Origin of the sequence: Micromonospora sp. NPDC005324, from assembly GCF_040607155.1 — a bacterium.
Lineage (GTDB): Bacteria > Actinomycetota > Actinomycetes > Mycobacteriales > Micromonosporaceae > Micromonospora > Micromonospora trifolii.
This window is the reverse complement of record NZ_JBEXGE010000025.1, coordinates 36,394-61,471: the sequence shown is the minus strand read 5'-3', so window position 1 is coordinate 61,471 and position 25,078 is coordinate 36,394. Positions and strand designations below refer to the sequence as shown.

The 25,078-nt window shown below is 72.9% G+C and carries 20 protein-coding genes; 1 reads left to right on the top strand and 19 read right to left on the bottom strand.

Features of this window, described 5'->3' with window-relative positions:
• Nucleotides 1-44: 44 nt before the first annotated feature.
• From ABZS40_RS24245 to ABZS40_RS24230, 4 genes are all read right to left on the bottom strand, one after another.
• On the bottom strand, nucleotides 45-1,481 hold the full coding sequence (locus tag ABZS40_RS24245) for a transcription antitermination factor NusB (RefSeq protein ID WP_354945693.1): 1,437 nt from the start codon (nucleotides 1,479-1,481) through the stop codon (nucleotides 45-47).
• Nucleotides 1,478-2,404, bottom strand: coding sequence for a methionyl-tRNA formyltransferase (fmt, locus tag ABZS40_RS24240; RefSeq protein ID WP_354945692.1), 927 nt, complete (start codon nucleotides 2,402-2,404; stop codon nucleotides 1,478-1,480). Before fmt ends, ABZS40_RS24245 begins: the two co-directional genes overlap by 4 nt.
• Before the next feature lie 5 nt (nucleotides 2,405-2,409).
• On the bottom strand, nucleotides 2,410-2,967 hold the full coding sequence (gene def, locus ABZS40_RS24235; protein WP_354945691.1) for a peptide deformylase: 558 nt from the start codon (nucleotides 2,965-2,967) through the stop codon (nucleotides 2,410-2,412).
• A gap of 85 nt (nucleotides 2,968-3,052) precedes the next feature.
• On the bottom strand, nucleotides 3,053-5,500 hold the full coding sequence (locus tag ABZS40_RS24230; RefSeq protein WP_354945689.1) for a tetratricopeptide repeat protein: 2,448 nt from the start codon (nucleotides 5,498-5,500) through the stop codon (nucleotides 3,053-3,055).
• Nucleotides 5,501-5,732: 232 nt separating this feature from the next.
• On the opposite strand from ABZS40_RS24230, the gene ABZS40_RS24225 reads away from it, so the two are divergent.
• Complete coding sequence (locus ABZS40_RS24225; RefSeq protein WP_354945688.1) at nucleotides 5,733-7,013, top strand: hypothetical protein; 1,281 nt, start codon at nucleotides 5,733-5,735, stop codon at nucleotides 7,011-7,013.
• A 79-nt stretch (nucleotides 7,014-7,092) separates the two neighbouring features.
• Here ABZS40_RS24225 and ABZS40_RS24220 read toward each other — a convergent pair whose 3' ends face one another.
• The 15 genes from ABZS40_RS24220 to pyrR form a co-directional block, all read right to left on the bottom strand.
• Nucleotides 7,093-8,076 carry an AAA family ATPase gene (locus tag ABZS40_RS24220; protein ID WP_354945687.1) on the bottom strand — a complete coding sequence of 328 codons (984 nt, stop codon included), beginning with the start codon at nucleotides 8,074-8,076 and terminating at the stop codon, nucleotides 7,093-7,095.
• Nucleotides 8,077-8,333: 257 nt separating this feature from the next.
• Nucleotides 8,334-10,244, bottom strand: coding sequence for a primosomal protein N' (locus ABZS40_RS24215; protein WP_354945686.1), 1,911 nt, complete (start codon nucleotides 10,242-10,244; stop codon nucleotides 8,334-8,336).
• A gap of 59 nt (nucleotides 10,245-10,303) precedes the next feature.
• Nucleotides 10,304-11,497 carry a methionine adenosyltransferase gene (gene metK, locus ABZS40_RS24210; protein ID WP_354945685.1) on the bottom strand — a complete coding sequence of 398 codons (1,194 nt, stop codon included), beginning with the start codon at nucleotides 11,495-11,497 and terminating at the stop codon, nucleotides 10,304-10,306.
• An 87-nt stretch (nucleotides 11,498-11,584) separates the two neighbouring features.
• Nucleotides 11,585-12,793: a bifunctional phosphopantothenoylcysteine decarboxylase/phosphopantothenate--cysteine ligase CoaBC gene (gene coaBC / locus ABZS40_RS24205; protein WP_354945684.1), complete on the bottom strand. Its 1,209-nt coding sequence runs from the start codon at nucleotides 12,791-12,793 to the stop codon at nucleotides 11,585-11,587.
• Between the two features lie 14 nt (nucleotides 12,794-12,807).
• Nucleotides 12,808-13,071, bottom strand: a complete 264-nt coding sequence (rpoZ, locus tag ABZS40_RS24200; protein WP_030335666.1) for a DNA-directed RNA polymerase subunit omega — start codon at nucleotides 13,069-13,071, stop codon at nucleotides 12,808-12,810.
• Between the two features lie 64 nt (nucleotides 13,072-13,135).
• Nucleotides 13,136-13,669, bottom strand: a complete 534-nt coding sequence (locus ABZS40_RS24195; protein ID WP_354945683.1) for a guanylate kinase — start codon at nucleotides 13,667-13,669, stop codon at nucleotides 13,136-13,138.
• A gap of 25 nt (nucleotides 13,670-13,694) precedes the next feature.
• Nucleotides 13,695-14,012, bottom strand: coding sequence for an integration host factor, actinobacterial type (gene mihF, locus ABZS40_RS24190; RefSeq protein ID WP_030335662.1), 318 nt, complete (start codon nucleotides 14,010-14,012; stop codon nucleotides 13,695-13,697).
• A 178-nt stretch (nucleotides 14,013-14,190) separates the two neighbouring features.
• Nucleotides 14,191-15,027: an orotidine-5'-phosphate decarboxylase gene (gene pyrF / locus ABZS40_RS24185; protein WP_354945682.1), complete on the bottom strand. Its 837-nt coding sequence runs from the start codon at nucleotides 15,025-15,027 to the stop codon at nucleotides 14,191-14,193.
• Nucleotides 15,028-15,100: 73 nt separating this feature from the next.
• Nucleotides 15,101-16,375, bottom strand: a complete 1,275-nt coding sequence (locus tag ABZS40_RS24180) for an adenosylmethionine--8-amino-7-oxononanoate transaminase (RefSeq protein ID WP_354945681.1) — start codon at nucleotides 16,373-16,375, stop codon at nucleotides 15,101-15,103.
• Nucleotides 16,376-16,640: 265 nt separating this feature from the next.
• Nucleotides 16,641-17,687, bottom strand: coding sequence for a quinone-dependent dihydroorotate dehydrogenase (locus tag ABZS40_RS24175; protein WP_354945680.1), 1,047 nt, complete (start codon nucleotides 17,685-17,687; stop codon nucleotides 16,641-16,643).
• Nucleotides 17,684-21,031, bottom strand: a complete 3,348-nt coding sequence (gene carB, locus ABZS40_RS24170) for a carbamoyl-phosphate synthase large subunit (protein ID WP_354945679.1) — start codon at nucleotides 21,029-21,031, stop codon at nucleotides 17,684-17,686. Before carB ends, ABZS40_RS24175 begins: the two co-directional genes overlap by 4 nt.
• Nucleotides 21,024-22,253 (bottom strand): glutamine-hydrolyzing carbamoyl-phosphate synthase small subunit, encoded by a 1,230-nt coding sequence (gene carA / locus ABZS40_RS24165; protein WP_354945678.1) that lies wholly within the window; start codon nucleotides 22,251-22,253, stop codon nucleotides 21,024-21,026. The genes carB and carA overlap by 8 nt, the downstream gene beginning before the upstream one ends.
• On the bottom strand, nucleotides 22,253-23,530 hold the full coding sequence (locus ABZS40_RS24160; protein WP_354945677.1) for a dihydroorotase: 1,278 nt from the start codon (nucleotides 23,528-23,530) through the stop codon (nucleotides 22,253-22,255). Before ABZS40_RS24160 ends, carA begins: the two co-directional genes overlap by 1 nt.
• Nucleotides 23,527-24,453 (bottom strand): aspartate carbamoyltransferase catalytic subunit, encoded by a 927-nt coding sequence (locus ABZS40_RS24155; RefSeq protein ID WP_091401900.1) that lies wholly within the window; start codon nucleotides 24,451-24,453, stop codon nucleotides 23,527-23,529. The genes ABZS40_RS24160 and ABZS40_RS24155 overlap by 4 nt, the downstream gene beginning before the upstream one ends.
• Entirely contained in the window at nucleotides 24,450-25,034 is a 585-nt protein-coding gene (pyrR, locus tag ABZS40_RS24150) for a bifunctional pyr operon transcriptional regulator/uracil phosphoribosyltransferase PyrR (RefSeq protein WP_354945676.1), read from the bottom strand. Before pyrR ends, ABZS40_RS24155 begins: the two co-directional genes overlap by 4 nt.
• Nucleotides 25,035-25,078 lie beyond the last annotated feature (44 nt).

The following is a 25,078-nucleotide window of genomic DNA, read 5'->3' as shown; positions in this document are numbered from 1 at the left end:
GTCCGGCCAGCCGGGTCACCGACCGGCCGGACGCGTGCAACGGGTCAGCCTCGGCGCAGGACGGCGAGGAACATCGCGTCGGTGCCGTGGCGGTGTGGCCAGAGCTGCACGGTCGGCCCGTCGCCGAGACCGGGCATGCCGGCCGGCAGCAGCGGGCGGGCGTCCACGAAGTCGACAGCGACCCCGCTACGGCGGGCCGCCTCGGTCACCGTCACGTGCGTCTCGACGGTGTGCGGCGAGCAGGTGACGTAGGCGACCAGGCCACCCGGGCGGACCGCCCGCAGCGCCGCGCCGAGCAGTTCCCGTTGCAGCCGGGTCAGCGGCGGCAGGTCGGACGGTTGGCGACGCCAACGCGACTCCGGTCGGCGACGCAGCGAGCCCAGACCGGTACACGGCGCGTCGACCAGCACCCGGTCGAAGTGCTGCTCCGGCAGCTTCGGGTCGCCGCCGACCTCGCGGCCGTCCATGGTCAGCACGGCGACCGGCAGGTCCCGGGTCGCCAGGGAGACCAGCCGGGCGCGGTGCTCGGCGACCTCCACCGCTGTCACCCGGGCACCTCGCTGCGCGGCCAGCGCGCCGAGCAACCCGGCCTTGCCGCCCGGGCCGGCGCACAGGTCCAGCCAACGCCCGTCCGGGCCGTCCAGCGGCGCGTCGGCGAGCGCGGTGGCCACCAACTGGGAGCCCTCGTCCTGCACGTGGGCCCGGCCGTCGACCACCGCCGGGATGTCGCCCGGTGACCCGCCGGGAAGATAGACGGCGTACGGCGAGAAGGCACCGGGCGCACCGCCGACCTGATCGGCGAGCTCGACCGGGTCGATCAACCCGGGCCGGGCACACAGGTGCACCGGGGGGCGCTCATTGTCCTCGATCAGGAGGCGCTCCGTCTCACCCAGATCGCCGCCGAGCGCCTCGGAGAAGGCCCGCACGATCCACTGCGGGTGGCTGTACGCCAACGCGAGGTGCCCGACCGGGTCGGTCTCCATCGGTGGGGCGAGCTTCGCCACCCAGGCGTCCGCGTCACGGCTGGACACCTCGCGCAGCACCGCGTTGGCGAAACCGGTAGCGCCCGGTGCGACCGAACGGACCAGGTCCACCGTCGACGAGACCGCGGCGTGCGCCGGCACGCGGGTGTGCAGCAGTTGGTACGCCCCGAGCCGCAGCGCGTCGCGTACCGGCGGGTCGATCCGGGCCACGTCCCGGCCGGCCGCGTCGGTCAGGATCGCGTCCAACGTGCCCAGGTGGCGCAGGGTTCCGTAGGTCAGCTCGGTGGCGAAGGCCGCGTCGCGACCGAACAGCCCCTCCTCCCGCAGGATGAGCGGCAGCACCAGGTTCGCGAACGCGTCGTCCCGGTGCACCGCCGCCACCGCCTCGTACGCGGCGCGACGCGGGCGGTCCATCGGCGGCCGGACCGGACGACGATCTCCGCCACGATCGGCCCACGAGCCGGAGCGCGTCGGGCGGGTTCCTTCCGGTGCCGTCACGCGAAATCCTCTCCAGTGCCGACCCGGACGCCGCGCGCCCAGTCGGTCGCGTCCATCGCCCGTTTGCCCGCGGCACGGACCTCGCCGAGACGCACCGGCACGGTCGCCGTGCCAACCAGCACCCGGGACTTCTCCACCAGCAACTCCCCCGGCTTCAGCTCGGGGCCGTCGGGCACCGGGACGACCGGGCCGAGCTTCACCCGCTCGTCGCGGAACGTGGTCCAGCCGCCCGGTGCGGGCGTGCAGGCCCGGATCCGCCGGTCCACGGCGAAGGCCGGGTCGTTCCAGCGCACCCGCGCGTCGTCAACTGTCAGCTTCGGCGCCAGCGACACCCCGTCGGCCGGCTGCGGCTCGGCGCGGGCGGTGCCGTCGGCGATCGCGTCGAGCACCGCCACCAGCAGCCCGGCGCCGGAGTCGGCGAGCCGCCCCAGCAGGTCACCGGAGGTGTCGGCGGCGCGGATCTCGTCGGTCAGCGTGCCGTAGACCGGGCCGGTGTCCAGGCCCTCCTCCAGCTGGAAGACGCTGGCCCCGGTCAGCTCGTCACCGTGCAGCACAGCGTGCTGCACGGGTGCGGCGCCGCGCCACGCGGGCAGCAACGAGAAGTGCAGGTTGATCCAGCCGTGCTGGGGGATCTCCAGCGCCGCCGGCGGCACCAGCGCGCCGTAGGCGACCACCGGCACGCAGGCCGGCTCCAGCTCACGCAGCCGGTCGAGGAACTCCGGGTCACGGGGGCGGGCCGGCGTGAGCACCTCGACGCCGTGCTCGTCGGCCCACGCGCCAACCGGGGAGCGGGACAGGCCCCGTCCGCGACCGGCGGGCGCATCGGGCCGGGTGACCACGGCCACCAGCTCGTGTCGGGAGGCGGCGACGGCGGCCAGGGCGGAAACGGCGACGGCCGGCGTACCGGCGAAGATCACGCGCATCCGGGTCAGCGCCCCAGACCGAAGGGGTCGCTGATGTGCGGGCTGAGCTTGACAGTGGGCGGTGCCGCGGCGTCGTACCACTCGGCCTGGCGGATCGCCTTCATGGCTTCCTTGCGCCCCTCCGGGTCCAGTCGGTCCAGGAAGAGCACACCGTCGAGGTGGTCGGTCTCGTGCTGCACGCAGCGCGCCATCAGGCCGGTGCCGACGATCTGCATCGGGTCGCCGAACGAGCTCAAGCCCTTGGCGACCACGTTCTGCCGACGCTTGGTGTCGAAGTAGAGCCCGGGGATGGACAGGCAGCCCTCCGGGCCGTCCTGCTCCTCCTCGTCGGGGAACTCCAGCACCGGGTTGATCAGGTGCCCGAGGACGTCGTCGACGTCGAAGGTGAACACCCGCAGGCTCACACCGAGCTGCGGCGCGGCCAGGCCGGCGCCGTTCTGCTCACGCATCGTGTCGGTGAGGTCGGCGACGAGCCGACGTAGCTCGGCGTCGAAGTCGACGACCGGATCGGCCGGCGTGCGCAGCACCGGATCCCCAAACAGACGGATGGGCTGGACGGTCACGCGGGACGGCTCCTTCTTCGGGCGGACGAGCGGTGCCGTACCAGTCTACGGAGTGCCCGGCCGGGCGCCGGGCGGCGCACCTCGCTCAACCACCGCCGGTGTGCCCAGCGTCACCGACCGGCTCCCCGGCCGACAGCTCCCGCACCCGCTCGGCGTCCGGGTGCCCGAGATCGTCGAGGATGCCCAGGGCTCGCCGCCAGGTACGCGTGGCGCCGGCCGCGTCCCCCACCGCCTGCCGGCTCTCGCCGAGGCGGGACAGGGTGTCCGCCTCGTCGTAGCGGTCGCTGACCCGCCGGTAGAGCCCGAGGGCCCGCTGGAAGCAGCGGATCGCCGCCCGGTGCTCAGCCAGCCGGGCGTGGATGAAACCGAGGCTGTCCCAGGTGTTCGCCTCACCGTGCCGGTCGCCTGTCGTCCGCAGCAGCGCCAACGCCTCCCGGCAGTGTCCGAGCGCCGGCTCGTACCGGCCGAGCTGGGCGTACGCCCACCCCACAGCGTTGCGGGCGCTGGCCTCCCCGGCGACGTGTCCGGCGGCCCGGTACAGCGCCAGGGCCCGCTCGCTCTGTTCCAGCGACTCGGCGTGCCGGCCGAGCCCGTCGAGCATCGCGCCGAATGCCCGGTGGGTGCGCGCCTGCCCGGTGTGGTCACCCAGCTCCGCGAAGATCACCAGGGCTTGCCGGTAGTTCCGCGCCGCCTCGTTCACCCGACCCAGCCGGGACAGCACCCGGGCGAGGTCGCGGTGGGCGTTCGCCTGCCCTGGCCGGTCGCCGGCCCGCTGCGCCCCGGCCAGGGCGTTCCGCTGGGCCACGGCCAGGTCCGGCCACCGCCCCCGACGTTGCAGGAAGTCCACCAGTGTCCAGGCCAGCTGCCACGCGTGGCCGTCGAACCCGGCCCGCCTCGCGTGGGCGACCGCCGCCAGCAGCACCGGATACTCGACGCTGAACCAGGCGAGCGCCTGACCGAGGTCGGTGATCTCCTCGGGCAGCACGCCCGGTGCGGCGGCGGTGAGGGTGACCGGGTCCCGACCCGGTTGCAGCAGCAGCGCCGCCGCGTGCGCGGTGTGCAGGTAGTGGTCCAGCCCACGCCGGATCGCGGCCCGCCGGGCCTGCTCCGGTTCGAGACGTTCGACCTGCTCGGCCGCGTACGCCCGGAGCAGGTCGTGGGCGCCGAACCGGCCGGGGGCGCGCTCGGTGACGAGGTGCGCGTGGGCCAGCTCGGCCAGCAGGCGGGGCACCTGGGCCCGGGGCAGCCCGGCCAGACTGGCCGCCGCGGCGAACCCGATGTCCGGTCCGGGATGGCAGCCGAAGAGCCGGAACAGACGGGCCGCCGCCGGGGTCAGACTCCGGTAGGACCAGGAGAAGACGGCCTGCACGTCGGTGCCGGCGTCCCCTCCGTCGAACGATTCGAGTGGCCGCGGCGAAGCTCGCAGTTCGGCCGCGAGGGTGGCCAGCGGGAACGTCGGCTTCTCCGCACCTCTCGCGGCGAGCACGGCCAGCGCCAGCGGCAGCCGCGCGCACCGCTCGATGATCTCGTCCACCGCCTGCGGCTCGGCCGCCAACCGGTCCGTGCCGAGCCGCCGGGCCAACAGTTGCCAGGCCTCGGCGGTGCTGAGCAGGTCGACGCCGATCGGCCGGGCACCTTCGGCGGCGATCAGGCCGGCGAGCCGGTTGCGGCTGGTGACCAGCACCAGGCAGTTCGGGCTGCCGACCAGCAGGGGCCGGATCTGGTCGGTGTCGCGGGCGTTGTCCAGCAGCACCAGCATCCGACGGCCGGCGAGCAGGCTGCGGTAGAGGCCCACCTGCGCGGGCAGGTGGGTGGGGATGCGTTCGGGCGGTACCTCGAGGGCCTCCAGGAAGCCTCGGACCGCCTCTGCGGCCGTCACCACCGTTCCGGTGGCGTCGAATCCGCGCAGGTCGACGTAGAGCTGGCCGTCCGGGAAGCGATCGGCGACCCGGTGCGCGAAGGTGACGGCGAGGGTCGTCTTGCCGACCCCGGCCGTCCCGGACAACGTCATGACGGTGACCGACGCCACGCCGTCGTCCCCGGGCGCCACGACGCGAGCGCATTCGGCGTCGAGCTGGGCGAGTTGGGCCGCACGCCCGACGAACCCGGGCAGCGCCGGTGGCAGTTGGCGGGGTATCGGGAACCGGGGAGACGTGGCGCCTGCGCGTGGGCCGCCGGTCCTGGCCCGCGCCACCGCCCGTCCGGTGGTGGCGTGGTCGCGGTTGGGGCGTCGACGTCGCTCCTCGACCCGGTCCCGCGCGGTGGCCAGCACTCCCTGTTCGGCGGGGGTGGCCCCGAGCAGCCGGATGAGGGCGTCGAACCGCTCCGGCGGCGGCAGGATGTTGCCGGCGAAGTACTCCCCGATGATTCCGCGCGACCAGCCGGTCTTCGCGGCCAACTGCCGGTACGTCAGCAGGGTCTCGCCCTGCTGACGGGCTTCGCGGCGGCGCAGCTGGCGCAGCAACCCGGCCAACTCGGGCAGTGTCTGCGCCTGGGTGCCGGCGCGGGCCAGTTCGGGAGACCCGTGTGACATGCGACCCCCACCCCCGGTCATCCGGCCCCCCGGATGCGCACGGGCAGGTTAATTCCGAGCCGGCGCCACTCGATAGACGGCTGCCAATGTATGACAGTTCCACTGCGGACCGTTCGGCGGTGTCCAACGGTGTCCAGCCCCGTCCAGGATCCGCCCCGTGGCGCCGATGCCCCTGCCACCGTCCTGGTGCGGGCTCGGCCCGCTCCACGATCCCTGGGGGAAGAGGTACCCGATGATCCGTCCACACCCGACCATCCGGCGTCCCGTGGCGATGCTGCGTCGCGTCGCCGTCGCCGCGATCGGTCTCACGCTGCTCGCCGCAGGCGTGACAGCCACCCCGGCCACCGCCGCACCGGGCGGCAAGGCCGCCACCACCGGATCCTTCGTCGACAGCACAGCGGTCCCCGGCGGCTTCGCCTCCTGGTCGGAGCTGCTCCGGTTGCAGCAGCGCATGAACACCGCCGCCGCCCGGATCACGAACGCGGCACAGCGCAGCGCCAACTCCGGCTTCGCCGGTATCGTCGCCGACCCCACCACCCACCAGCTCCAGGTCTACTGGAAGGGTGAGCCGCCCGCCAACCTGGTGGCCACCGCCCGGGCCACCGTCGCCACCCAGGTGCTGCCCGCCGCGTACTCACAGCGCGAACTCATGGTCGCGGCGGACCGGCTGCGGGCCGCGGCCGGCAACAAGATCACCACGGTCGGGCCGCGCGCCGACGGCGCCGGCCTGCTCGTCGGCACCCAGGACGGGCTACCCGGCGCGGCCGCGCTGGCCGGCGTGCCGGTGACCGTGCAGACCAGGGTCGCCGCCGCGCCGGCGACCCGGTGGGACGACACGGCGCCGTGGTGGGGCGGTGCCGCCTGGCGCAACGCCACCACCGGCGGCGGCTGCTCTACCGGCTTCGGGGTCTTCCAGGGCGGAGCGGCGCGGATCCTCTCCGCCGCGCACTGCGGCAACATCAACAACGTCGCAACCGACCCGACCGGGCAGGCGATGGGCATCGTCGGCACCCGCAACGTCGGCACCGACACCCTGCTGCTGTCCGGCAGCTCGGGCGGCCGGGTCTTCAACAACAGCACCGACGCGGCCGGCAACGTCGTCAGTGAGTTCAGCAACCAGGTGATCGGCGCGTCAGCCAGTCAGGTCGGCAACTGGGTGTGCACCTCCGGCGCGTACTCCGGCACCCGCTGCTCGATCCAGGTGAAGGCCCGCAACCTCTGCATCAACGTCCGCAACTTCGGCCAGGTCTGCGGCCAGGTCCAGGCGGAGAACACCACCCGCACCAACGCCGTCGGTCAGGGCGACAGCGGCGGCCCGGTCGAGATCGTTAACGCGGCGAACACGCTCCAGGTCTGGGCGACCGGCACCAACACCGCCATCGACGACACCTTCACGTCGACGGCCTGTACCGGCTACGTCACCACCGGCCGGGTCTGCGCCTGGCGGTTCTACTACGAGGACATCTTCTCCGGCATGGCCGGCGTCGGCGCCTCGGGCGTCGTCCTCGGCTGAGCCGTACCGGCGATCGCCGTACGACTCGGTGGCCGGCCGGCGCGCGAACCGCGCGCGTCGGCCCGGCCCCGCGCTGGGTTCAGACGCTGGCGCCCGGGTCGCCCGCGAGCACCGCGTCGCCGCGGAGCAGGGCGGGCTCGGGCAGCGGCAGCTGGATCTTGTGGGCCGCCTCCCAGTCGTAGATCAGACCGGGGCGCACCTGGGCGGCGAAGTAGTCGATAGCTGTCATCCCACCCACTACCGGCTCGTCGACCTCGGCGACCAACTGGGCGGGGACCAGGGAGAACCCGTTCTGCAGGGCGGCGCTGAGGCGGCGGTGACCGTCGACGACGAAGAAGTACTCGCCGGTGAACCCGATCCTCAACGGTTCGAGGGCCTCGTCGCCGGCCTCGGCCACCCCACCGACGAAGCCGGTGTCCCACAGACCCCGCAGGGTGGCGATGTCCTCGGTCGGGTAGACCCGGGCCGGGTCCAGCAGCAGCAGCGGCGGCCCGTCGCGCAGCACCTCGGCACCGAGCGTGCCCTCGTACGCGGCCACGATGTGCTCGATCACCTCGGCGGCGGACGCTCGGGTGGTGTCGCAGATCAGGTCATAGTTGCGCAGCCGGGCCTTGTCCACCCCGTAACGGATGATGAACCGGCTGCGCTCGCTCGCGCTGCGCTCCCGGAGCTTGGCCTTGGCCTCCTCCAGGGAGGCGTAGCTCTCCGCCGGCCCGGAGGGGCGGGCGAGCACCCGGCGGGCCGCCTCGCCCGGCTCGGTGATCATGTGCACCTTGAGCGCGTCGGTGAAGAAGTGCCAGGCCAGTCGGGAGTCCATGATCAAGGGCTCACCGGAGGCGGCGATGTCCCGCTGGAGCTGGTCGACGTAGCCGTCGACGGCCTGGTCGAGCTCGGCGTGCAGGTTGAGCTGCAGCGCGGTCATCTGCCGCTGCTGCGCCATCTCCCGGTAGAGGTCCCCCACGCTGACCCGGCGCATGCCGAGCCGCCTGGCGATCTCGACCGACACGGTGCTCTTGCCGCTGCCGAGGTCGCCGTTGAAGACGATCGATTGTCCAACGGTCACGACTGGTCCACCCCTGATCACCGGCTCATTGACATCATCGACCTCGCGCCCGACCGACGCGCTCCCGCCATCGTCGCGCCATCGCGCGACGGCTCCAGCTCGGCGCGGCTGACGCCCCCTCGAGACCTGGAGCCCGTCGTACGCCTTGGCATGACGGGCGATGCTACCACTCGGGCGCCACCGCTTTGCCGGACGCGGTGTGCGAGGGCCCCCGGCGGCGGGCGAGGTCCGCGACCGTCGGCACCGGCCGAAACGCCTCAGAACAGGCTCAGCGGATCGACCTGGAGACGAACCGGATCAGCGGCCTTGCGAGCGGCCCGAACGCCGGCGGCCGAGTGCAACGCCTCGGCGAGCGCGGCAGCCCGGGCCCGGGGCACCCGGACCAACATCCGCTCCCGACCCTCCTCGGCCGGCACCGGCCCGAGCACCTCGGCGTCGTCCGGCAGCCGGGCCGCCGCCAGCAAATCCGCCACCGCCTCGGTCGCTCCGGTGACGCTCGCCATCCGCACGGCCGGCGGGAAGCCCAACTCGCGGCGCTCGGCCAGCTCCCGACCGGCGAACCAGCCGGCGTCCCAGCGCAGCAGCGCCTGCACGGGGGCGAGCGCGCCGTCGGCGACCACCACCACCCGACCGGCCGGCGCCGGGCGGGCCAGCGCCGCCGCCGCCAGCCACCGGCGCAGCGCCTCCTCGCCGGCGCGCAGGTCGGCCCGGGTCAGCAGGGCCCACGAGTCGAGCAGCAGCACCGCGCCGTAACCGCCCTCGGCGACCGGCTCGGCGCCCGGGGTGGCGACCACCAGGGCCGCGCCGCCGGGCACGTCGGTCAACACCTCCTCGCGCCCCGAGGTGCGCACCGACACACCGGGGAACGCCCGGCCCAGCTCCTCGGCGGTCCGCCGGGCGCCGGTCACCGCGGCCCGCAGCCGCCGCCCACCGCACTCCGGGCAGGCGTACGCGGCCGCCACCCGGGCGCACCACCGGCAGGCCGGAATGCCGCCGGCCGAGGGCAGCGCGAGCGGGCCGGCGCAGTGCGCGCAGCGGGCCGGGGTGCGGCACTCGGCGCAGGAGATCGACGGCAGGTAGCCACGTCGGGGCACCTGCACCAGCACCGGCAGGTCCTGCCGGAGCGCGTCGCGGGCAGCCGTCCAGGCCAGGCTGGGCAGCCGGGCGGTGGCGGCCCCGGGGTCGCGGGCCAGTTGCGGGTCGTCCCCGGTCGGCGCGATGGCCGGGATCCGCGCGCGCACGGTGGCCCGGTCGGCGACCACCTCCGGGGCCCAGCCGGTCTCCACCAGCAGCTGCGCCTCGGCCGTCCGGGCGTACCCGCCGATCAGCGCGCCGGCCTCGGCGAGGTGGGCGCGGGTGAGCAGCACGTCGCGGGCGTGCGGGTAGGGCGCCCGAGGCTCGGAGTGCAGGTCGTCACCGTCGTCCCAGACGGCGACGAGGCCGAGCCGGGCCACCGGGGCGAACATCGCCGCCCGGGTGCCGATCACCACCGGCACCTGGCCACGGCGAGCGGCGAGGAAGGCCCGGTACCGCCGGGCCGGGCCGAGCGCGGCGGAGAGGCTGACGTGTCGCCCAGGGCCGAGCAGGCCGGTGAGCGCCGCGTCGAGGCGGTCGAGGTCACGCGCGTCGGGCACCACGACCACCGCGCCGCGCCCACCGGCGACGGTGGCCGCCACCGCGTCCGCGTAGCGGGCCGCCCAGTCCTCACCGGGCAGCGCCGACCAGACCGCGCGGGGCGCCCGGCCGTCGGTGAGCGCCCGCAACAGGGCCGGGCCGGTCGGGTAGTCGCGCCACCCGCGCGGGTCGACCGCCCCGGTGGGGGCCGCCGGGGCAGGCTGGTCGTCGCGGGGCTCCTTCTCCACCCGGGCGTGCCGGGGTGGCACGGCGAGCCGGAGCACGTCGGCGAGGCTGCCCGCGTACCGGTCGGCGACCGCCCGGGCCAGCCGAGCGACCTCCGGGGCCAGCACCGGCTCCGGCGAGACCACCTTCTCCAGGTACGCGAGGCGGCCGGTGTGCCCGGAGTCGTCGGCGCGTGACAGCAACCACCCGTCGACGAGTTGCCCGGCGAAGCGCACCTTCACCCGGGTACCGGGCACCGCCACCTCGTCCAGCTCCGCCGGCACCAGGTAGTCGAACGGCCGGTCCAGGTGCGCCAGGCCGACATCCACGCAGACGCGCGCGACCGGCGAGGAGTCCGCGGGTCGCCGGTCGCTGCGCTTGGTGGCGGTCAGGCTCCCGCGGCCGACTTGAGGTCGGCGGCCCGGTCGGTGCTCTCCCAGGTGAGGTCGGGCAGCTCCCGGCCGAAGTGGCCGTACGCGGCCGTCTGCTGGTAGATCGGGCGGAGCAGGTTGAGGTCCCGGATGATCGCGGCCGGGCGCAGGTCGAACACCTCGGTGACGGCCTTCTCGATCGAGGAGACGGGCACCGTCTCGGTGCCGAACGTCTCGATGAACAGGCTCACCGGGTGCGCCTTGCCGATGGCGTAGGCGACCTGCGCCTCGCACCGCTCGGCCAGGCCGGCGGCGACCACGTTCTTGGCAACCCAGCGCATCGCGTACGCGGCCGAGCGGTCCACCTTGGACGGGTCCTTGCCGGAGAACGCGCCGCCACCGTGGCGGGCGTACCCGCCGTAGGTGTCGACGATGATCTTGCGGCCGGTCAGCCCGGCGTCGCCCATCGGGCCGCCGATCTCGAACCGGCCGGTTGGGTTGACCAGCAGTCGGTAGCCGTCGGTGTCCAGGCCGAGGCTCTCCAGCTCCGGGGCGATCACGTGGTCGCGCACGTCCGGGGTGAGCAGCGAGTCCAGCGAGATGTCCGCGGCGTGCTGGCTGGACACCACAACGGTGTTCAGCCGGACCGGGCGCAGCCCCTCGTACTCGATGGTGACCTGGGTCTTGCCGTCCGGCCGCAGGTAGGGGATCGTGCCGTCCTTGCGCACCGCCGAGAGGCGGCGGGCCAGCCGGTGGGCGAGCGCGATCGGCAGCGGCATCAGCTCGGGCGTCTCCGAGCAGGCGAAGCCGAACATCATGCCCTGGTCGCCGGCGCCCTGCGCGTCCAGCGCGCTCTCCGACGCCCCGGTGCGCAGCTCGAAGGCGTTGTCCACACCCTGCGCGATGTCCTCGGACTGCGCGCCGATGGAGACGCTGACCCCGCAGGATGCGCCGTCGAAGCCCTTCTTCGACGAGTCGTAGCCGATGTCGAGGATGGTCCGGCGGACGATCGTCGGGATGTCGGCGTACGCCTTGGTGGTCACCTCACCGGCGATGTGCACCTGACCGGTGGTGATCATGGTCTCCACCGCCACGCGGCTGTGGGGGTCCTCGGCCAGCAGCGCGTCGAGGATGCCATCGCTGATCTGGTCAGCGATCTTGTCCGGGTGGCCTTCCGTGACCGATTCGGACGTGAAGAGACGGCGTGTCACGGCACTCCTAAGCGTGTGAGGTCGTTCCGCGGCAGTCTAATCACCACTGCGGCCGGTGTCGGGATCGGTCGCGCCCTGTTCCACCCGTCAGGAGCGGCTGGCCAGCCGCGCCACGACGAGATCCCAGACGGCGTCGGCCACAGCTTCCTTGGCCTGCTCGGGCAGCCGACTGACCGAGCCGTCCGCGCCGATGACCGTCACCGTGTTGGTGTCGGCGCCGAAGACCAGGTCCGGACCGACCTCGTTGACCACGATCAGGTCGGCCCGCTTCCGGGCGAGTTTCGCCCGGCCGTTGGCCTCGGCATCGCCGGTCTCGGCGGCGAACACCACCAGCACCTGTCCTGGTCGTTTGCGCTGGCCGAGCTCCGCCGCGATGTCCGGGTTCGTGACGAGCTCGATGGTGGGTGCGACACCGTCGTCCGACTTCTTGATTTTGCCAGTCGCGTACGTCGCGGGCCGGAAATCGGCCGGAGCCGCCGCCATCACCACCGCGTCGGCCTCGACGGCGGCCTCGACGGTCGCCTCCCGCAGCTCGGCCGTGGTGCCCACCCGGACCAGGTCGACGCCGGCCGGGTCGGCGAGGCCGACGTTGGCCGCGATCAGTGTGACCCGGGCACCCCGGGCGACCGCCGCGCGGGCGAACGCGTAACCCTGCTTGCCCGACGAGCGGTTGCCCAGGAAACGCACCGGGTCGAGGGGCTCGCGGGTGCCACCGGCGGTGACGACCACCCGGCGACCGGCCAGGTCGGCGGGGGCGGAGTCGCCGCGGGCCAGGAGCCGACCGGCGACGGCGAAGATCTCCGCCGGGTCCGGCAGTCGACCCTTGCCGGTGTCGGCGCCGGTGAGCCGGCCGACGGCGGGCTCGATGACCCGGACCCCCCGGGAGCGCAACGTGGCGACGTTGGCCACTGTGGCGGGGTGCTCCCACATCTCGGTGTGCATGGCCGGGGCCAGCAGGACCGGGCAGCGGGCGGTCAGCAGGGTGTTGGTCAGCAGGTCGTCGGCGAGGCCGTGGGCGGCCTTGGCGAGCAGGTCGGTGGTGGTCGGCGCGACCACCACCAGGTCGGCCTGCTTACCGAGCCGGACGTGCGGCACCTCGTGGACGTCGGTCCAGACGTCGTCGGCGACCGGTTGACCGGAGAGCGCGGCCCAGGTCGGCGCTCCAACGAAGCGGAGCGCCGACGCGGTTGGCACGACCCGAACCCGGTGACCCGATTCGGTGAAGAGTCGCAGCAGCTCGCACGCCTTGTAGGCGGCGATGCCGCCACCGACCCCGAGGACGATCGAGGCGGACATCGGCCAGCGGGGGCTTACGGCTGGTCGGTCGGCTCGGCGGTGAGCAGGCCCGAGTTGATCTCGCGCATGGCGATCGAGAGGGGCTTCTCCTGCGGGGTGGTCTCGACGAGCGGGCCGACGTACTCCAGCAGACCCTCACCGAGCTGGCTGTAGTAGGCGTTGACCTGGCGCGCGCGCTTGGCTGCGAAGATGACCAGCGCGTACTTCGACGTCGTCTTCTCGAGGAGCTCGTCGATCGGCGGGTTGGTGATGCCTTCGGGGTTGGCGATGGATCCCACGAATTAACCTCTGCGTCTTTCGAGCCGCGCGGACGCGGTGCTGAGTCTCAACGGCGGCCGGCCGTCAGCCACGCACGCGCGACCAGGCCGGATCCGGATAAGAAGAACCGAGTAAGCCTACCAGCTCCTCGACCACCCGTTCGGTGTGGTCGTGGGTCAGCGCGTGCTCGACGGTGGCGGCCACCGTGGCGTCGGGCGCGTACCCGGGTGGGCTCAGCAACACCAGCCGGGCGTCGGGCAGTCGCGCCCGGACCAGTGGGACGCCGCGCAGGTCGAGCGGGAGCAGCACCGGCTGCCCGGCGTCGAGCCGGGCGCGCAGCGGCGGGTACGGGGTGCCCCGGCGGTGCGCACCGATCCGGGACCACTCCAGCAGCTCGCCGTCGACGATCCGCCGATCGAACTCAGCGGGGGCGAGGAAGACGCGGTCCACCCCGTCGGTCTCCGACTCCCGGCGCGGCCTGGTGGTTGCCGCAACCGGGACCCACACGGACGGAGAACGCGCCCGGACGAGCTCGACGACACTCTCCCTGCCGGAACCCGAAGGTCCAGCCAGGACAGTGAGCCGAGCCGCCGGGCGCGCCTCGTCATCCGTGCTCACTGCTTGTTTCTACACGCTGCCAGGTTCAGTTGGCGGCGAACTCTCCAAGCAGTGCCTTGCGCTGCTGCTCGCCGAGGCCACGCAGGCGACGGCTGTCGGCGATCTTGAGCTTCTCCATGATCTGGGTAGCCCGGATCTTGCCGATGCCCGGCATGGCCTGCAGGACGGCCGACACCTTGAGCTTGCCAACGACGTCGTCGCTCTCGGCCCGCTCGAGGACGGCACCGAGGGTGGTCTTGCCCTGCTTGAGCTGCTCCTTCAGCTGAGCACGGGCCTTGCGGATCTCCGCGGCCTTCTCGAGCGCGGCAGCGCGTTGTTCGGGGGTCAGTGACGGGAGCGGCACCAGTTCTCCTCAGGTCCCTATCGCGGCGGGCGGGGCGCACCGCCGCATCTGTGAAACGTGGTGTCGCTGTGAACCAAGGGGTCCGTGGTTCCCAGCGCGGGGAAAACTAGCGGCCAACGGAGCTTTCGGCAACGTGGGGGCCGCATGATCACCGTAGAGTGACCGACCCGTCAGTCAGTCACCGGGCAGGCAGAACGGCCCGGCAGTCGACCAACACGCGGTCGGCGGCGGCCCGCAGCGCGGCCACATCAGGGCCTGCCGAGAGCACTTCCCGGGAGTACGACGGGAGCACCGAGGCGAGGCTCGAACCGAAGACGGTACGCAGATCGGCAGCGCCGGCACCCTGCGCGCCGAGCCCCGGAGCGAGCAGTGGGCCGCCCACACCGGAGAGGTCGTGACCGGTGTCACCGATGGTCGCGCCGACCACCAGACCGAAGCTCCCGAGCGGGGACGCACCCCTGTTGAGCTGGGAAATCTCGTCGACCACGGTTTGCGCCACGGTGCGGCCGTCGGCCGTGACGGCCCGCTGCACGGCCGCGCCCTCGGGGTTGGAGGTGAGAGCCAGCACGAACACCCCGCCGCCGTGCTCGGCGGCCAGCTCGAACATCGGCGCCAGCGAACCGACCCCGAGGTAGGGGCTCGCGGTGACCGCATCGACATACACGGGACTGGATGGATCAAGGTACGCGGAGGCGTACGCGCTCACCGTCGAGCCGATGTCGCCGCGCTTGACGTCGAGCAGAACGAGCGAGCCGGCATCTCGTAACTGTCGGATAGTTGACTCAAGAATCGCCACACCTCGGGACCCGAACCGCTCGAAAAAGGCCGACTGAGGCTTGACTACCGCAACCCGGTCACCGAGTGCCTCGACCACTGTGCGGCTGAACCGGTCGAGCCCCTGAACGTCGTCCGGGAGGCTCCACTGGGCCAGCAGACCGGGATGCGGGTCGATGCCCACACAGAGTGGGCCCCGCTCGGTGATCGCCCGGTGCAGCCGGGTACCGAAGCTCTCCATCGGAGTGTTCCCCTCTTCTCGTCCGGACGGCTGACCCGCCCGGGTAACCCGTCGACCCGGTGGCCGGGCCGACTCAGCCAGCCGCCACCGCCGCCGCCACCCCGGTCGCGATCCGGGCCAGGTCGACGTCGTCGGTGACGTACGGCGGCATCGTGTAGATCAGGTCGCGGAACGGACGCAGCCACACCCCCTGGGCGACAGCGGCCGCGGTCGCGGCGCCGAGGTCGACCTCGTGATCGAGCTGGACCACGCCGATCGCGCCGAGGACCCGTACGTCGGCCACGCCCGGCGTACCGCGCAGGGGCTCCAGACCGGCGCGCAGGCCGGCGCCGACCCTGGCGACCTGGCCGGCCCAGTCTCCGGCCCGCAGCAGCCCGATCGAGGCGTTCGCCACCGCACAGGCCAACGGGTTGCCCATGAAGGTGGGCCCGTGCGCCAGCACGCCGGTCGCCGAGATGCCCCGGGCGACCTCCGCGGTGCACACTGTCGCCGCGAGGGTCAGGTACCCGCCGGTCAGCGCCTTGCCCACGCAGAGCACGTCCGGCGTCACAGCGGCGTGCTCGGCGGCGAACATCTCGCCGGTACGGCCGAACCCGGTGGCGATCTCGTCGAAGATCAGCAGGATCCCGTGCGCTCGGGTCACCTCGCGCAGCACCCGCAGGTAACCCGGGTGGTGAAAGCGCATCCCGCCGGCGCCCTGCACGACGGGCTCGACGATCACGGCGGCCAGCTCGTCGGCGTGCCGCTCGACCGTCTCCACCAGCGCCGCCACGTACGCGTCGTCGGGCGGGTCGGTGAAGCCGCCCGGCGGCACCGGGGCGAACACCTGCCGGGGAAGCACGTCGCCCCACAGGTGGTGCATCCCGCCCTCCGGGTCGCAGACGCTCATCGGGTGGAACGTGTCGCCGTGGTAGCCGCCCCGCCAGGTCGCGAGCCGGCGCCGCTGCGGCCGCCCGACGGCCCGCTGGTACTGCAGGCACATCTTCACCGCCACCTCGACGCTGACCGAGCCGGAGTCGGCCAGGAACACGTGCTCCAGGCCGTCCGGGGTCAGCTCGACCAGCGTCCGGGCCAGTTGCACCGCCGGCTCGTGGGTGAGCCCGCCGAACATCACGTGGCTCATCCGGCCGAGCTGGTCGGTCACCGCCGCGTCCAGCACCGGGTGCCGGTACCCGTGGATCGCCGCCCACCAGGACGACATCCCGTCCACCAGCTCCCGCCCGTCGGCCAGGGTGAGCCGTACCCCCTCGGCGCCGCGCACCACGTACGGCGGGTTGGCCGGCGGCAGCGCGGCGTACGGGTGCCAGACGTGCGCCCGGTCAGCGGCCAGGATCTCCTCGGGTGTCACGCGTACTCCTCTGTCCGGCACGGACGTGCCGGGCCGTGGTGGTCAGGCGGTCGGGTCGGGCGGGTCCCTCTCCGCCTTTGCTCTGCTTCACCGGACGCAACGCCCAGTGTCCGGATATCGGACGCCGGCCGGTGCGTGGGTTGAAGCAGAGCAAAGGTGACGCGAAGGGGGTGGGCACCCCGGCCTGGATCCGGCTCGGCCCAGAGCCGGCCCGGCGCGGTCCGGCTCGGCACTGAGGGCCGGACCGGCACCGGGCCGGGGCCGATCACCGGCCGGCGACCGCGTCCGGTGCCGCCGTTGCGGCCGCCGCGCGGGCGGCGGCGCGGACCAGGGCCGGTCCTCGGTAGATGAAGCCCGTGTAGAGCTGCACCAGGGCGGCGCCGGCATCGAACATCCGCGCCGCGTCGTCCGGGTCCAGCACCCCGCCCACGCCGATGATCGGCAGCCGGCCGCCGGTCTCTCGGCGGACGAAGGCGACCACGTCGCGGGCCCGCCCGGTGAGCGGCCGACCGGAGAGGCCACCGGCCTGCCCGCCACGCTCGACGTCGACGCCGGCGAGCCCGTCCCGGGACAGCGTGGTGTTGGTGGCGATCACCCCGGCGGCGCCCCGGGCCAGGCAGACCTCCAGCAGCTCGGCGATCGCCGCCTCGGTCAGATCTGGTGCGATCTTGACCAGCACCGGCTTCTCCCCCACCAGCGCGGCGAGCAGCGCGTCCAGGTGGGCACGGTCCTGCAACGACCGCAGACCCGGGGTGTTCGGCGAGGACACGTTCACCGCGAAGTAGTCGCCGTGCCCGCGCAGCGCCCGGTACGAGGCGAGGTAGTCCTCGGCCGCCTCGTCCAGCGGGGTCACCTTGGACTTGCCCAGCGAGATGCCCAGCGGCACCCCGAGCGGGCGCGGCGCCGCCGCCAGCCGGGCGGCCAGCGCGGCGGCCCCGGCGTTGTTGAAGCCCATCCGGTTGACCACCGCCTCGCTGGCCGGCAGCCGGAACAGCCGCGGCCGGGGGTTGCCCGGCTGGGCGTGCGCGGTGACAGTGCCGACCTCCACGAAGCCGAAGCCGAGCGCCGGCCAGGCCGGTAGCGCCGCGCCGTCCTTGTCCATACCGGCGGCCAACCCGACCGGGTTGGGGAACCGCACCCCGAACACCGTGCGCGGCGCGTCGACCGCGTAGCGGGCCCGCAGCGCGGCGAGCGCGGCCGGCCGCCGCGACAGGGCCGCCAACCGCCGCAGCGTCCACTCGTGCGCCGCCTCGGCGTCCCCGCCCCCGAGCCGGAACAACAACGGCCGTACCGCCTGCTCGAACACTGTCACTGGGCCGCCCGCAGGATGGCGTGCAGGTCCTGCAGGGGGCGGACCTGCATGTCGCCGCGGATCCGCGCCTCGATGCCCATCACCGCCGCGGCGGCGCCGGGGACCGTGGTGATGCAGGGGATGTCCGCGGTGACGGCCGCGCTGCGGATCTCGTAGCCGTCGGAGCGGGCGCTGGCACCCGAACCCTGCGGCGTGTTGATCACCAGCGCCACGTGGCCGCCGCCGATCAGCGACACCGCGTCGTCGCCCGCACCGGCCTGGTAGTGCTTACGGATCTGCTCACAGGCGATGCCGTGCCGGCGCAGCACCTCGGCGGTGCCGGCGGTGGCGACGATCTCGAAGCCCAGATCGGCCAGCCGCTTGATCGGGAAGATCATGCCGCGCTTGTCCCGGTTGGCCACCGAGACGAAGATCTTCCCGGCGGTCGGCAGCGAACCGTACGCGGCCGACTGGCTCTTGGCGAAGGCGTACCCGAAGTTGGTGTCGATGCCCATCACCTCGCCGGTCGACTTCATCTCCGGCCCGAGCAGCGAATCGATCCCCTTGCCCGCGCGGGTCCGGAAACGCTTGAACGGCAGCACCGCCTCCTTGACCGCGACCGGCGCGTCGGCGGGCATCGTGCCCCCGTCCCCCGTCGCCGGCAGCAGACCCTCGGCGCGCAGCTCGGCGATGCTCGCCCCGAGCGCGATCCGGGCCGCCGCCTTGGCCAACGGCACCGCCGTGGCCTTGGACACGAACGGAACGGTCCGCGACGCGCGCGGGTTGGCCTCCAGCACGTAGAGCACGTCGTCCTTGAGGGCGTACTGCACGTTGAGCAGGCCACGGACCCCGACGCCACGCGCGATGGCCTCGGTGTAGCGGCGGACCTCGACCAGGTGTGAACCCGCGAGGGTGATCGGCGGGAGCGCGCAGGACGAGTCGCCGGAGTGGATGCCCGCCTCCTCAATGTGCTCCATCACGCCACCGATGTAGACCTCGCCGTCGGCGTCGCACAGCGCGTCCACGTCGATCTCGATGGCGTCATCGAGGAACCGGTCCACCAGCACCGGGTGATCCGGGGAGATGTCGGTGGCCCGGCCGATGTAGTCGCGCAGCGTCGGGTCGTCGTAGACGATCTCCATGCCCCGCCCGCCCAGCACGTACGACGGCCGGACCAGCACCGGGTAGCCGATCTCGTCGGCGATCGTCTTCGCCTCGTCGTACGAGGTGGCCATGCCGTGCGCCGGCGCGCGCAAGCCGGCGCGCGCCAGCACCGCGCCGAACGCGCCGCGCTCCTCGGCCAGGTGGATCGACTCCGGGGAGGTGCCGACGATCGGCACACCGGCGTTCTTGAGCCGCTGCGCCAGCCCCAGCGGGGTCTGCCCGCCGAGCTGGACGACCACCCCGACCACGCCCGGCCCGCCGGCCGCCCGGCCGGACGAGTCCTCGGCGTGCCAGACCTCCAGGACGTCCTCGAAGGTCAACGGCTCGAAGTAGAGCCGGTCGGCGGTGTCGTAGTCGGTGGAGACCGTCTCCGGGTTGCAGTTGACCATGACGGTCTCGTAACCGGCCGACCGCAACGCCTGGACGGCGTGCACGCAGGAGTAGTCGAACTCGATGCCCTGCCCGATCCGGTTCGGGCCGGAGCCCAGGATCAGCACCTTCGGCCGGTCCGACGGCACGACCTCGGTCTCCAGGTCGTACGTCGAGTAGTGGTACGGCGTGGTCGCCTCGAACTCGGCCGCGCAGGTGTCCACCGTCTTGTAGACCGGGCGCACGTCGAGGCGGTGCCGCAGGGTCCGTACGCCGTCCTCGGCGGCCAGCTCCGGGCGCAGCGCGGCGAGCTGCCGGTCGGACAGACCGGCCCGCTTGGCGCGGCGCAGCAGGTCGGCGTCGAGCACCGGCGCGTCGACGATCTCGCCGCGCAGCTCGATCAGCGCGGCGATCTGGTCCAGGAACCACGGGTCGATCCCGCCGGACGCCTCGGCCACCTCCGCGATCGACGCCCCGAGCCGCAGCGCCCGCTCCACCGTGTACAACCGGCCGTCGTGCGGGATCCGCAGCGCGGCGAGGGTGTCCGCCAGGGTGGCGCCCTGCGGATCTGGAGTGGTCCAGAAACCAGATGATCGGGTCTCCATCGAGCGCATCGCCTTGTTCAGCGCCTCGGTGAAGTTACGCCCGAGGCTCATCGCCTCGCCCACCGACTTCATCGTGGTGGTCAGCTCCGGGTCCGCGCCGGGGAACTTCTCGAACGCGAAACGGGGGATCTTCACCACCACGTAGTCGAGGGTCGGCTCGAACGCCGCCGGGGTCTTCAGGGTGATGTCGTTGGGGATCTCGTCGAGGGTGTAGCCGATGGCCAGCTTCGCGGCGATCTTCGCGATCGGGAAGCCGGTCGCCTTGGAGGCCAGCGCCGAGGACCGCGACACCCGCGGGTTCATCTCGATCACGACGATCCGGCCGTCGACCGGGTTGACCGCGAACTGGATGTTGCAGCCGCCGGTGTCCACCCCGACCTCGCGCAGCACGGCGATGCCCAGGTCACGCAGGCGCTGGTACTCCCGGTCGGTGAGCGTCATGGCCGGGGCCACTGTGACGCTGTCGCCGGTGTGCACACCCATCGGGTCGATGTTCTCGATCGAGCAGACCACCACCACGTTGTCGTTCCGGTCGCGCATCAGCTCGAGCTCGTACTCCTTCCAGCCGAGCACGCTCTCCTCGATGAGCACCTCGTGCACCGGGCTGGCGGACAGGCCGTCACCGGCGATGCGGGCCAGGTCCTCCGGGTTGTGCGCCATGCCGGAGCCCAGGCCACCCATGGTGAACGACGGCCGGATCACCACCGGCAGGCCCAGCTCGGCGACGGTCGCCTCGACCTCGTCCATCGAATGGCAGACCCGCGAGCGGGGCACCAGCCCGGTCGGGTCGTCCACGCCCAGCCGTACGCCGGCCTTCGCCACGATCTCCTTGAACAGCTGCCGGTCCTCGCCGCGGTTGATGGCGTCGATGTTCGCGCCGATCAGCTCCACGCCGTACTTCTCCAGGACGCCGGCCTCGTGCAGGGCGACGGCCGTGTTCAGCGCGGTCTGGCCACCGAGGGTCGCGAGGATCGCGTCCGGGCGCTCCTTGGCGATGACCAGTTCCACGAACTCCGGGGTGATCGGCTCGACGTAGGTCGCGTCGGCGAACTCCGGGTCCGTCATGATCGTCGCCGGGTTGGAGTTGACCAGGCTGACCCGGATCCCCTCGCTGCGCAGCACCCGGCACGCCTGGGTGCCGGAGTAGTCGAACTCGCAGGCCTGCCCGATGACGATCGGCCCGGAGCCGATCACGAGGATGTGCTTGAGATCGGTCCGCTTAGGCATTGCTGCGCCCCCTGCTGTGGGTCCGGCCCTCACTGGGCCGCCGGTCGAGGGCACGGCCCTCGATCAGCTCGGCGAATCGGTCGAAGAGGTAGTCCGCGTCGTGCGGGCCGGCCGCCGCCTCCGGGTGGTACTGAACGGTGAACGCGGGCAGGTCCACGGCCCGCAGCCCCTCGACCACGTTGTCATTGAGGCAGACGTGCGACACCCGTACGCCACCGAAGTCGGTGTCGATCACCTGGTCGGGGACGACCGCGCCGGCGCCCACACCGGGCACCTCGACGGCGCCGAGCCGCTGTTCGCGGCCCGACACGTCGACCGCGAAGCCGTGGTTGTGGCTGGTCACCTCGACCTTGCCGGTGACCCGGTCGAGCACCGGCTGGTTGATCCCCCGGTGGCCGTAGCCCAGCTTGTAGGTGCCGAAGCCGAGCGCCCGACCGAGGATCTGGCTGCCGAAGCAGATGCCGAACAGCGGCACCTCCCGCCGCAGCGCCTCCCGGGCCAGCGCCACCGGGGCGTCGGCGGTGGCCGGGTCGCCCGGGCCGGGCGACAGGAAGATCGCGTCGGCGCCGGTGGCGAGCATCTGGTCGATGCTCGATGACGCCGGCAGCACGTGGGTGGTCACGCCTCGGGTGGCCAGCCGACGCGGCACGTTGCGCTTGATGCCCAGGTCCAGGGCGGCCACCGTGAACCGGTGCTCGCCCAGGGCCTCGACGACGTACGGCTCGGGGGTGCTCACCTCGGCGGACAGGTCGGCGCCGACCATCTGCGGCGCCTGGCGGACACGGGTCAGCAGGCTCTGCGGGTCGTTGTCGATGCTGGAGATGCCCACCCGCATGGCGCCCCGCTCGCGCAGGTGCCGGGTCAGCGCCCGGGTGTCCACACCGCTGATGCCCACCACGCCCTCGGTGGCGAGGCGGTCCTCAAGGCCGCCGGTGGCCCGCCAGTTCGAGCCGATCCGGGCCGGGTCGCGCACCACGTAGCCGGCCACCCAGATCCGGCCGGACTCGTCGTCCTCGCCGTTGACGCCGGTGTTGCCGATGTGCGGCGCGGTCTGCACCACCACCTGACGGTGGTAGGACGGGTCGGTCAGGGTCTCCTGGTAACCGGTCATGCCGGTGTTGAAGACCGCCTCGCCGAAGGTCTCTCCGACGCTGCCGTACGCCTCGCCGGGGAACGTACGCCCGTCCTCCAGGACCAGGATTGCGGGTCTGCGCTTGACCATTACTTGACTGCCTTTCCGTCCAGGACCGTCGGCTCGCCACGCAGGAAGGTCGCCACGATGCGACCTGGCAGCGTCATGCGGGCGTACGGGGTGTTGCGACTGCGACTGGCCAGCTCCGCCGGGTCGATGGTGCGGCGGGCGGCCGGGTCGATCACTGTCAGGTTGGCCGGCACACCCGGCGCGGGGTCGACGCCGTGCCCGGTGAGGCCGGCGATCCGTGCGGGGGTGCGCGACATCCGCTCGGCGATCAGGTCCCACTCGGGGCCGAGCACGTCCAGCGCGATGGAGAGGGCCGTCTCCAGACCGAGCATCCCCGGCCGGGCGTACGCCCACTCGCACTCCTTGTCCTCCACCGCGTGCGGGGCGTGGTCGGTGGCGATCGCGTCGATCACCCCGTCGGCGAGGGCGGCACGCAGCGCGGCGATGTCAGCGGCGGTGCGCAGCGGCGGGTTCACCTTGAAGACCGGGTCGTAGCTTTCCGCCCGTTCGTCGGTGAGCAGCAGGTGGTGCGGGGTCACCTCGGCGCTCACGCGTACCCCGCGTGCCTTCGCCTGGCGCAGCACCTCGACGCTGCCGGCGGTGGAGACGTGGCAGACGTGCAGTCGGCTGCCCACGTGCTCGGCGAGCAGCACGTCCCGGGCGATGATCGCCTCCTCGGCGACCGCCGGCCAGCCGATCAGACCGAGCCGGGTGGAGACCTCACCCTCGTGCATCTGGGCGCCCTCGGTGAGCCGGGGCTCCTCGGCGTGCTGGGCGATGATCCCGTCGAACGCCTTGACGTACTCCAGGGCTCGGCGCATCAGCTTCGGGTCGGCGACGCAGTGCCCGTCGTCGGAGAAGATCCGCACCCGCGCCGCCGAGTCGGCCATCGCGCCCAGCTCGGCCAGCCGCTCGCCGGCCAGCCCGACGGTGACAGCGCCGATCGGCTGCACGTCGACCAGGCCGGCCTCCCGGCCGAGCCGCCAGACCTGCTCGACCACCCCGGCGGTGTCCGCCACCGGAGAGGTGTTGGCCATCGCGCAGACCGCCGTGTAGCCACCCAGCGCCGCCGCCCGGGAACCGGACTCGACGGTCTCCGCGTCCTCCCGACCGGGCTCGCGCAGGTGGGTGTGCAGGTCGACGAGACCGGGCAGGGCGACCAGGCCGGTGCCGTCGACGACTGTGGCGTCCGGCGCGGTCAGGTCGGGACCGACAGCGGCGATCACGCCGTCGCGGATCAGCAGGTCGGTCGGCGCGGCGCCGACGACACTCACGCTGGTGATCAGGTACGCGGTCACCGGTTGTTCCCTCCGAGCAGCAGGTAAAGGACAGCCATCCGCACGGAGACCCCGTTGGTGACCTGTTCGACGATGGTGGAGCGGGGTGAGTCGGCGACCTCGGGGGTGATCTCCATCCCCCGGTTCATCGGGCCGGGGTGCATGACGATCGCGTGCTCCGGCAGCCGGCGCATCCGCGGGCCGTCCAGCCCGTAGCGGCGGGCGTACTCGCGCGCGGAGGGGAAGTAGGAGTCGTTCATCCGCTCCCGCTGCACGCGCAGCATCATCACCACGTCGACGTTCGGCAGGACGGAGTCGAGGTCGTAGGAGACGTCGGTGCCGGGCGCGAGAGCGCCAGCGATGTCGACCGGGATGAGGGTCGGCGGGCCGACCAGGGTGACCTTGGCGCCGAGGGTGGAGAGCAGCAGCACGTTGGACCGGGCCACCCGGGAGTGCAGCACGTCCCCGACCACCGCCACCGACAGGCCGGCGAGCCGGCCCAGCCGGGCCCGCATGGTGTACGCGTCCAGCAGCGCCTGGGTGGGGTGCTCGTGGGTGCCGTCGCCGGCGTTGACCACCGACCCGTCCACCCAGTTGGCCAGGCGGTGCGGCGCTCCGGAGGCGGGGTGTCGGATGACCACGGCGTCCGCGCCCATGGCCTGCAGGGTCAACGCGGTGTCCTTCAGGCTCTCACCCTTGGTGACGCTGGACCCCTTCGCGGAAAAGTTGATCACGTCGGCGCTGAGCCGCTTCGCGGCCGCCTCGAAGGAGATCCGGGTACGCGTGGAGTCCTCGTAGAACAGGTTCACCACTGTCCGTCCGCGCAGCGCGGGAAGCTTCTTGATCTCCCGGCCGGCGACGGTGGCCATCTCGGCGGCGGTGTCCAGGATCTCGGTGGCGGTGTCGGCGTCCAGGTCCCCGCCGGAGAGCAGATGCTTGATCATGAGGCGGTTCCCCCGTAGAGCCTGACCTCGTCCGTCCCGTCGATCTCGGCGAGCGTCACCTTGACGCTCTCGGCGAGCGAGGTCGGGATGTTCTTGCCGACGTAGTCGGCGCGGATCGGCAACTCCCGGTGGCCCCGGTCGACCAGGACGGCGAGCTGCACCGAGGCAGGGCGTCCCACGTCGTTGAGCGCGTCGAGCGCGGCCCGGACGGTGCGGCCGGAGAAGAGCACGTCGTCGACCAGGACGACCCGTTTGCCGTCGATCCCGCCGGGAGGCAGCTCGGTCGGACCCACCGCGCGGGTGGCGTGCCGACGGAGGTCGTCGCGGTAGAGGGTGATGTCGAGCACACCTACCGGAACGGCGACGTCCTCGAAGGTGCTGATCCGGTCGGCGAGCCGCCGGGCGAGGGGGGTGCCCCGGGTGGGAATCCCGAGCAGCACCGTGTTGGCGGCGCCCTGGGTCTTCTCCAGGATCTGGTGGGCGATGCGGTCGATCACGCGTTGCACGTCGGCGCTGGCGAGGATCACCTTCACCGAGGGTTGTCGCGGTGGTGACGAGCGGGCAGCCGGTGGGTATGCCACGGCGGACCTCCTTCCCCGCCTCACTGGACGGGTCGTTAAAGGAT

Coding starts and splice junctions, on each gene's coding strand:
- coaBC (WP_354945684.1), bottom strand. CDS start 12,793: ATGTCCGCCTCGATCGTCCTCGGGGTCGGTGGCGGCATCGCCGCCTAC.
- carB (WP_354945679.1), bottom strand. CDS start 21,031: ATGCCTAAGCGGACCGATCTCAAGCACATCCTCGTGATCGGCTCCGGG.
- pyrF (WP_354945682.1), bottom strand. CDS start 15,027: ATGGAGAGCTTCGGTACCCGGCTGCACCGGGCGATCACCGAGCGGGGC.
- ABZS40_RS24230 (WP_354945689.1), bottom strand. CDS start 5,500: ATGTCACACGGGTCTCCCGAACTGGCCCGCGCCGGCACCCAGGCGCAG.
- carA (WP_354945678.1), bottom strand. CDS start 22,253: ATGGTCAAGCGCAGACCCGCAATCCTGGTCCTGGAGGACGGGCGTACG.
- ABZS40_RS24155 (WP_091401900.1), bottom strand. CDS start 24,453: ATGATCAAGCATCTGCTCTCCGGCGGGGACCTGGACGCCGACACCGCC.
- ABZS40_RS24225 (WP_354945688.1), top strand. CDS start 5,733: ATGATCCGTCCACACCCGACCATCCGGCGTCCCGTGGCGATGCTGCGT.
- fmt (WP_354945692.1), bottom strand. CDS start 2,404: ATGCGCGTGATCTTCGCCGGTACGCCGGCCGTCGCCGTTTCCGCCCTG.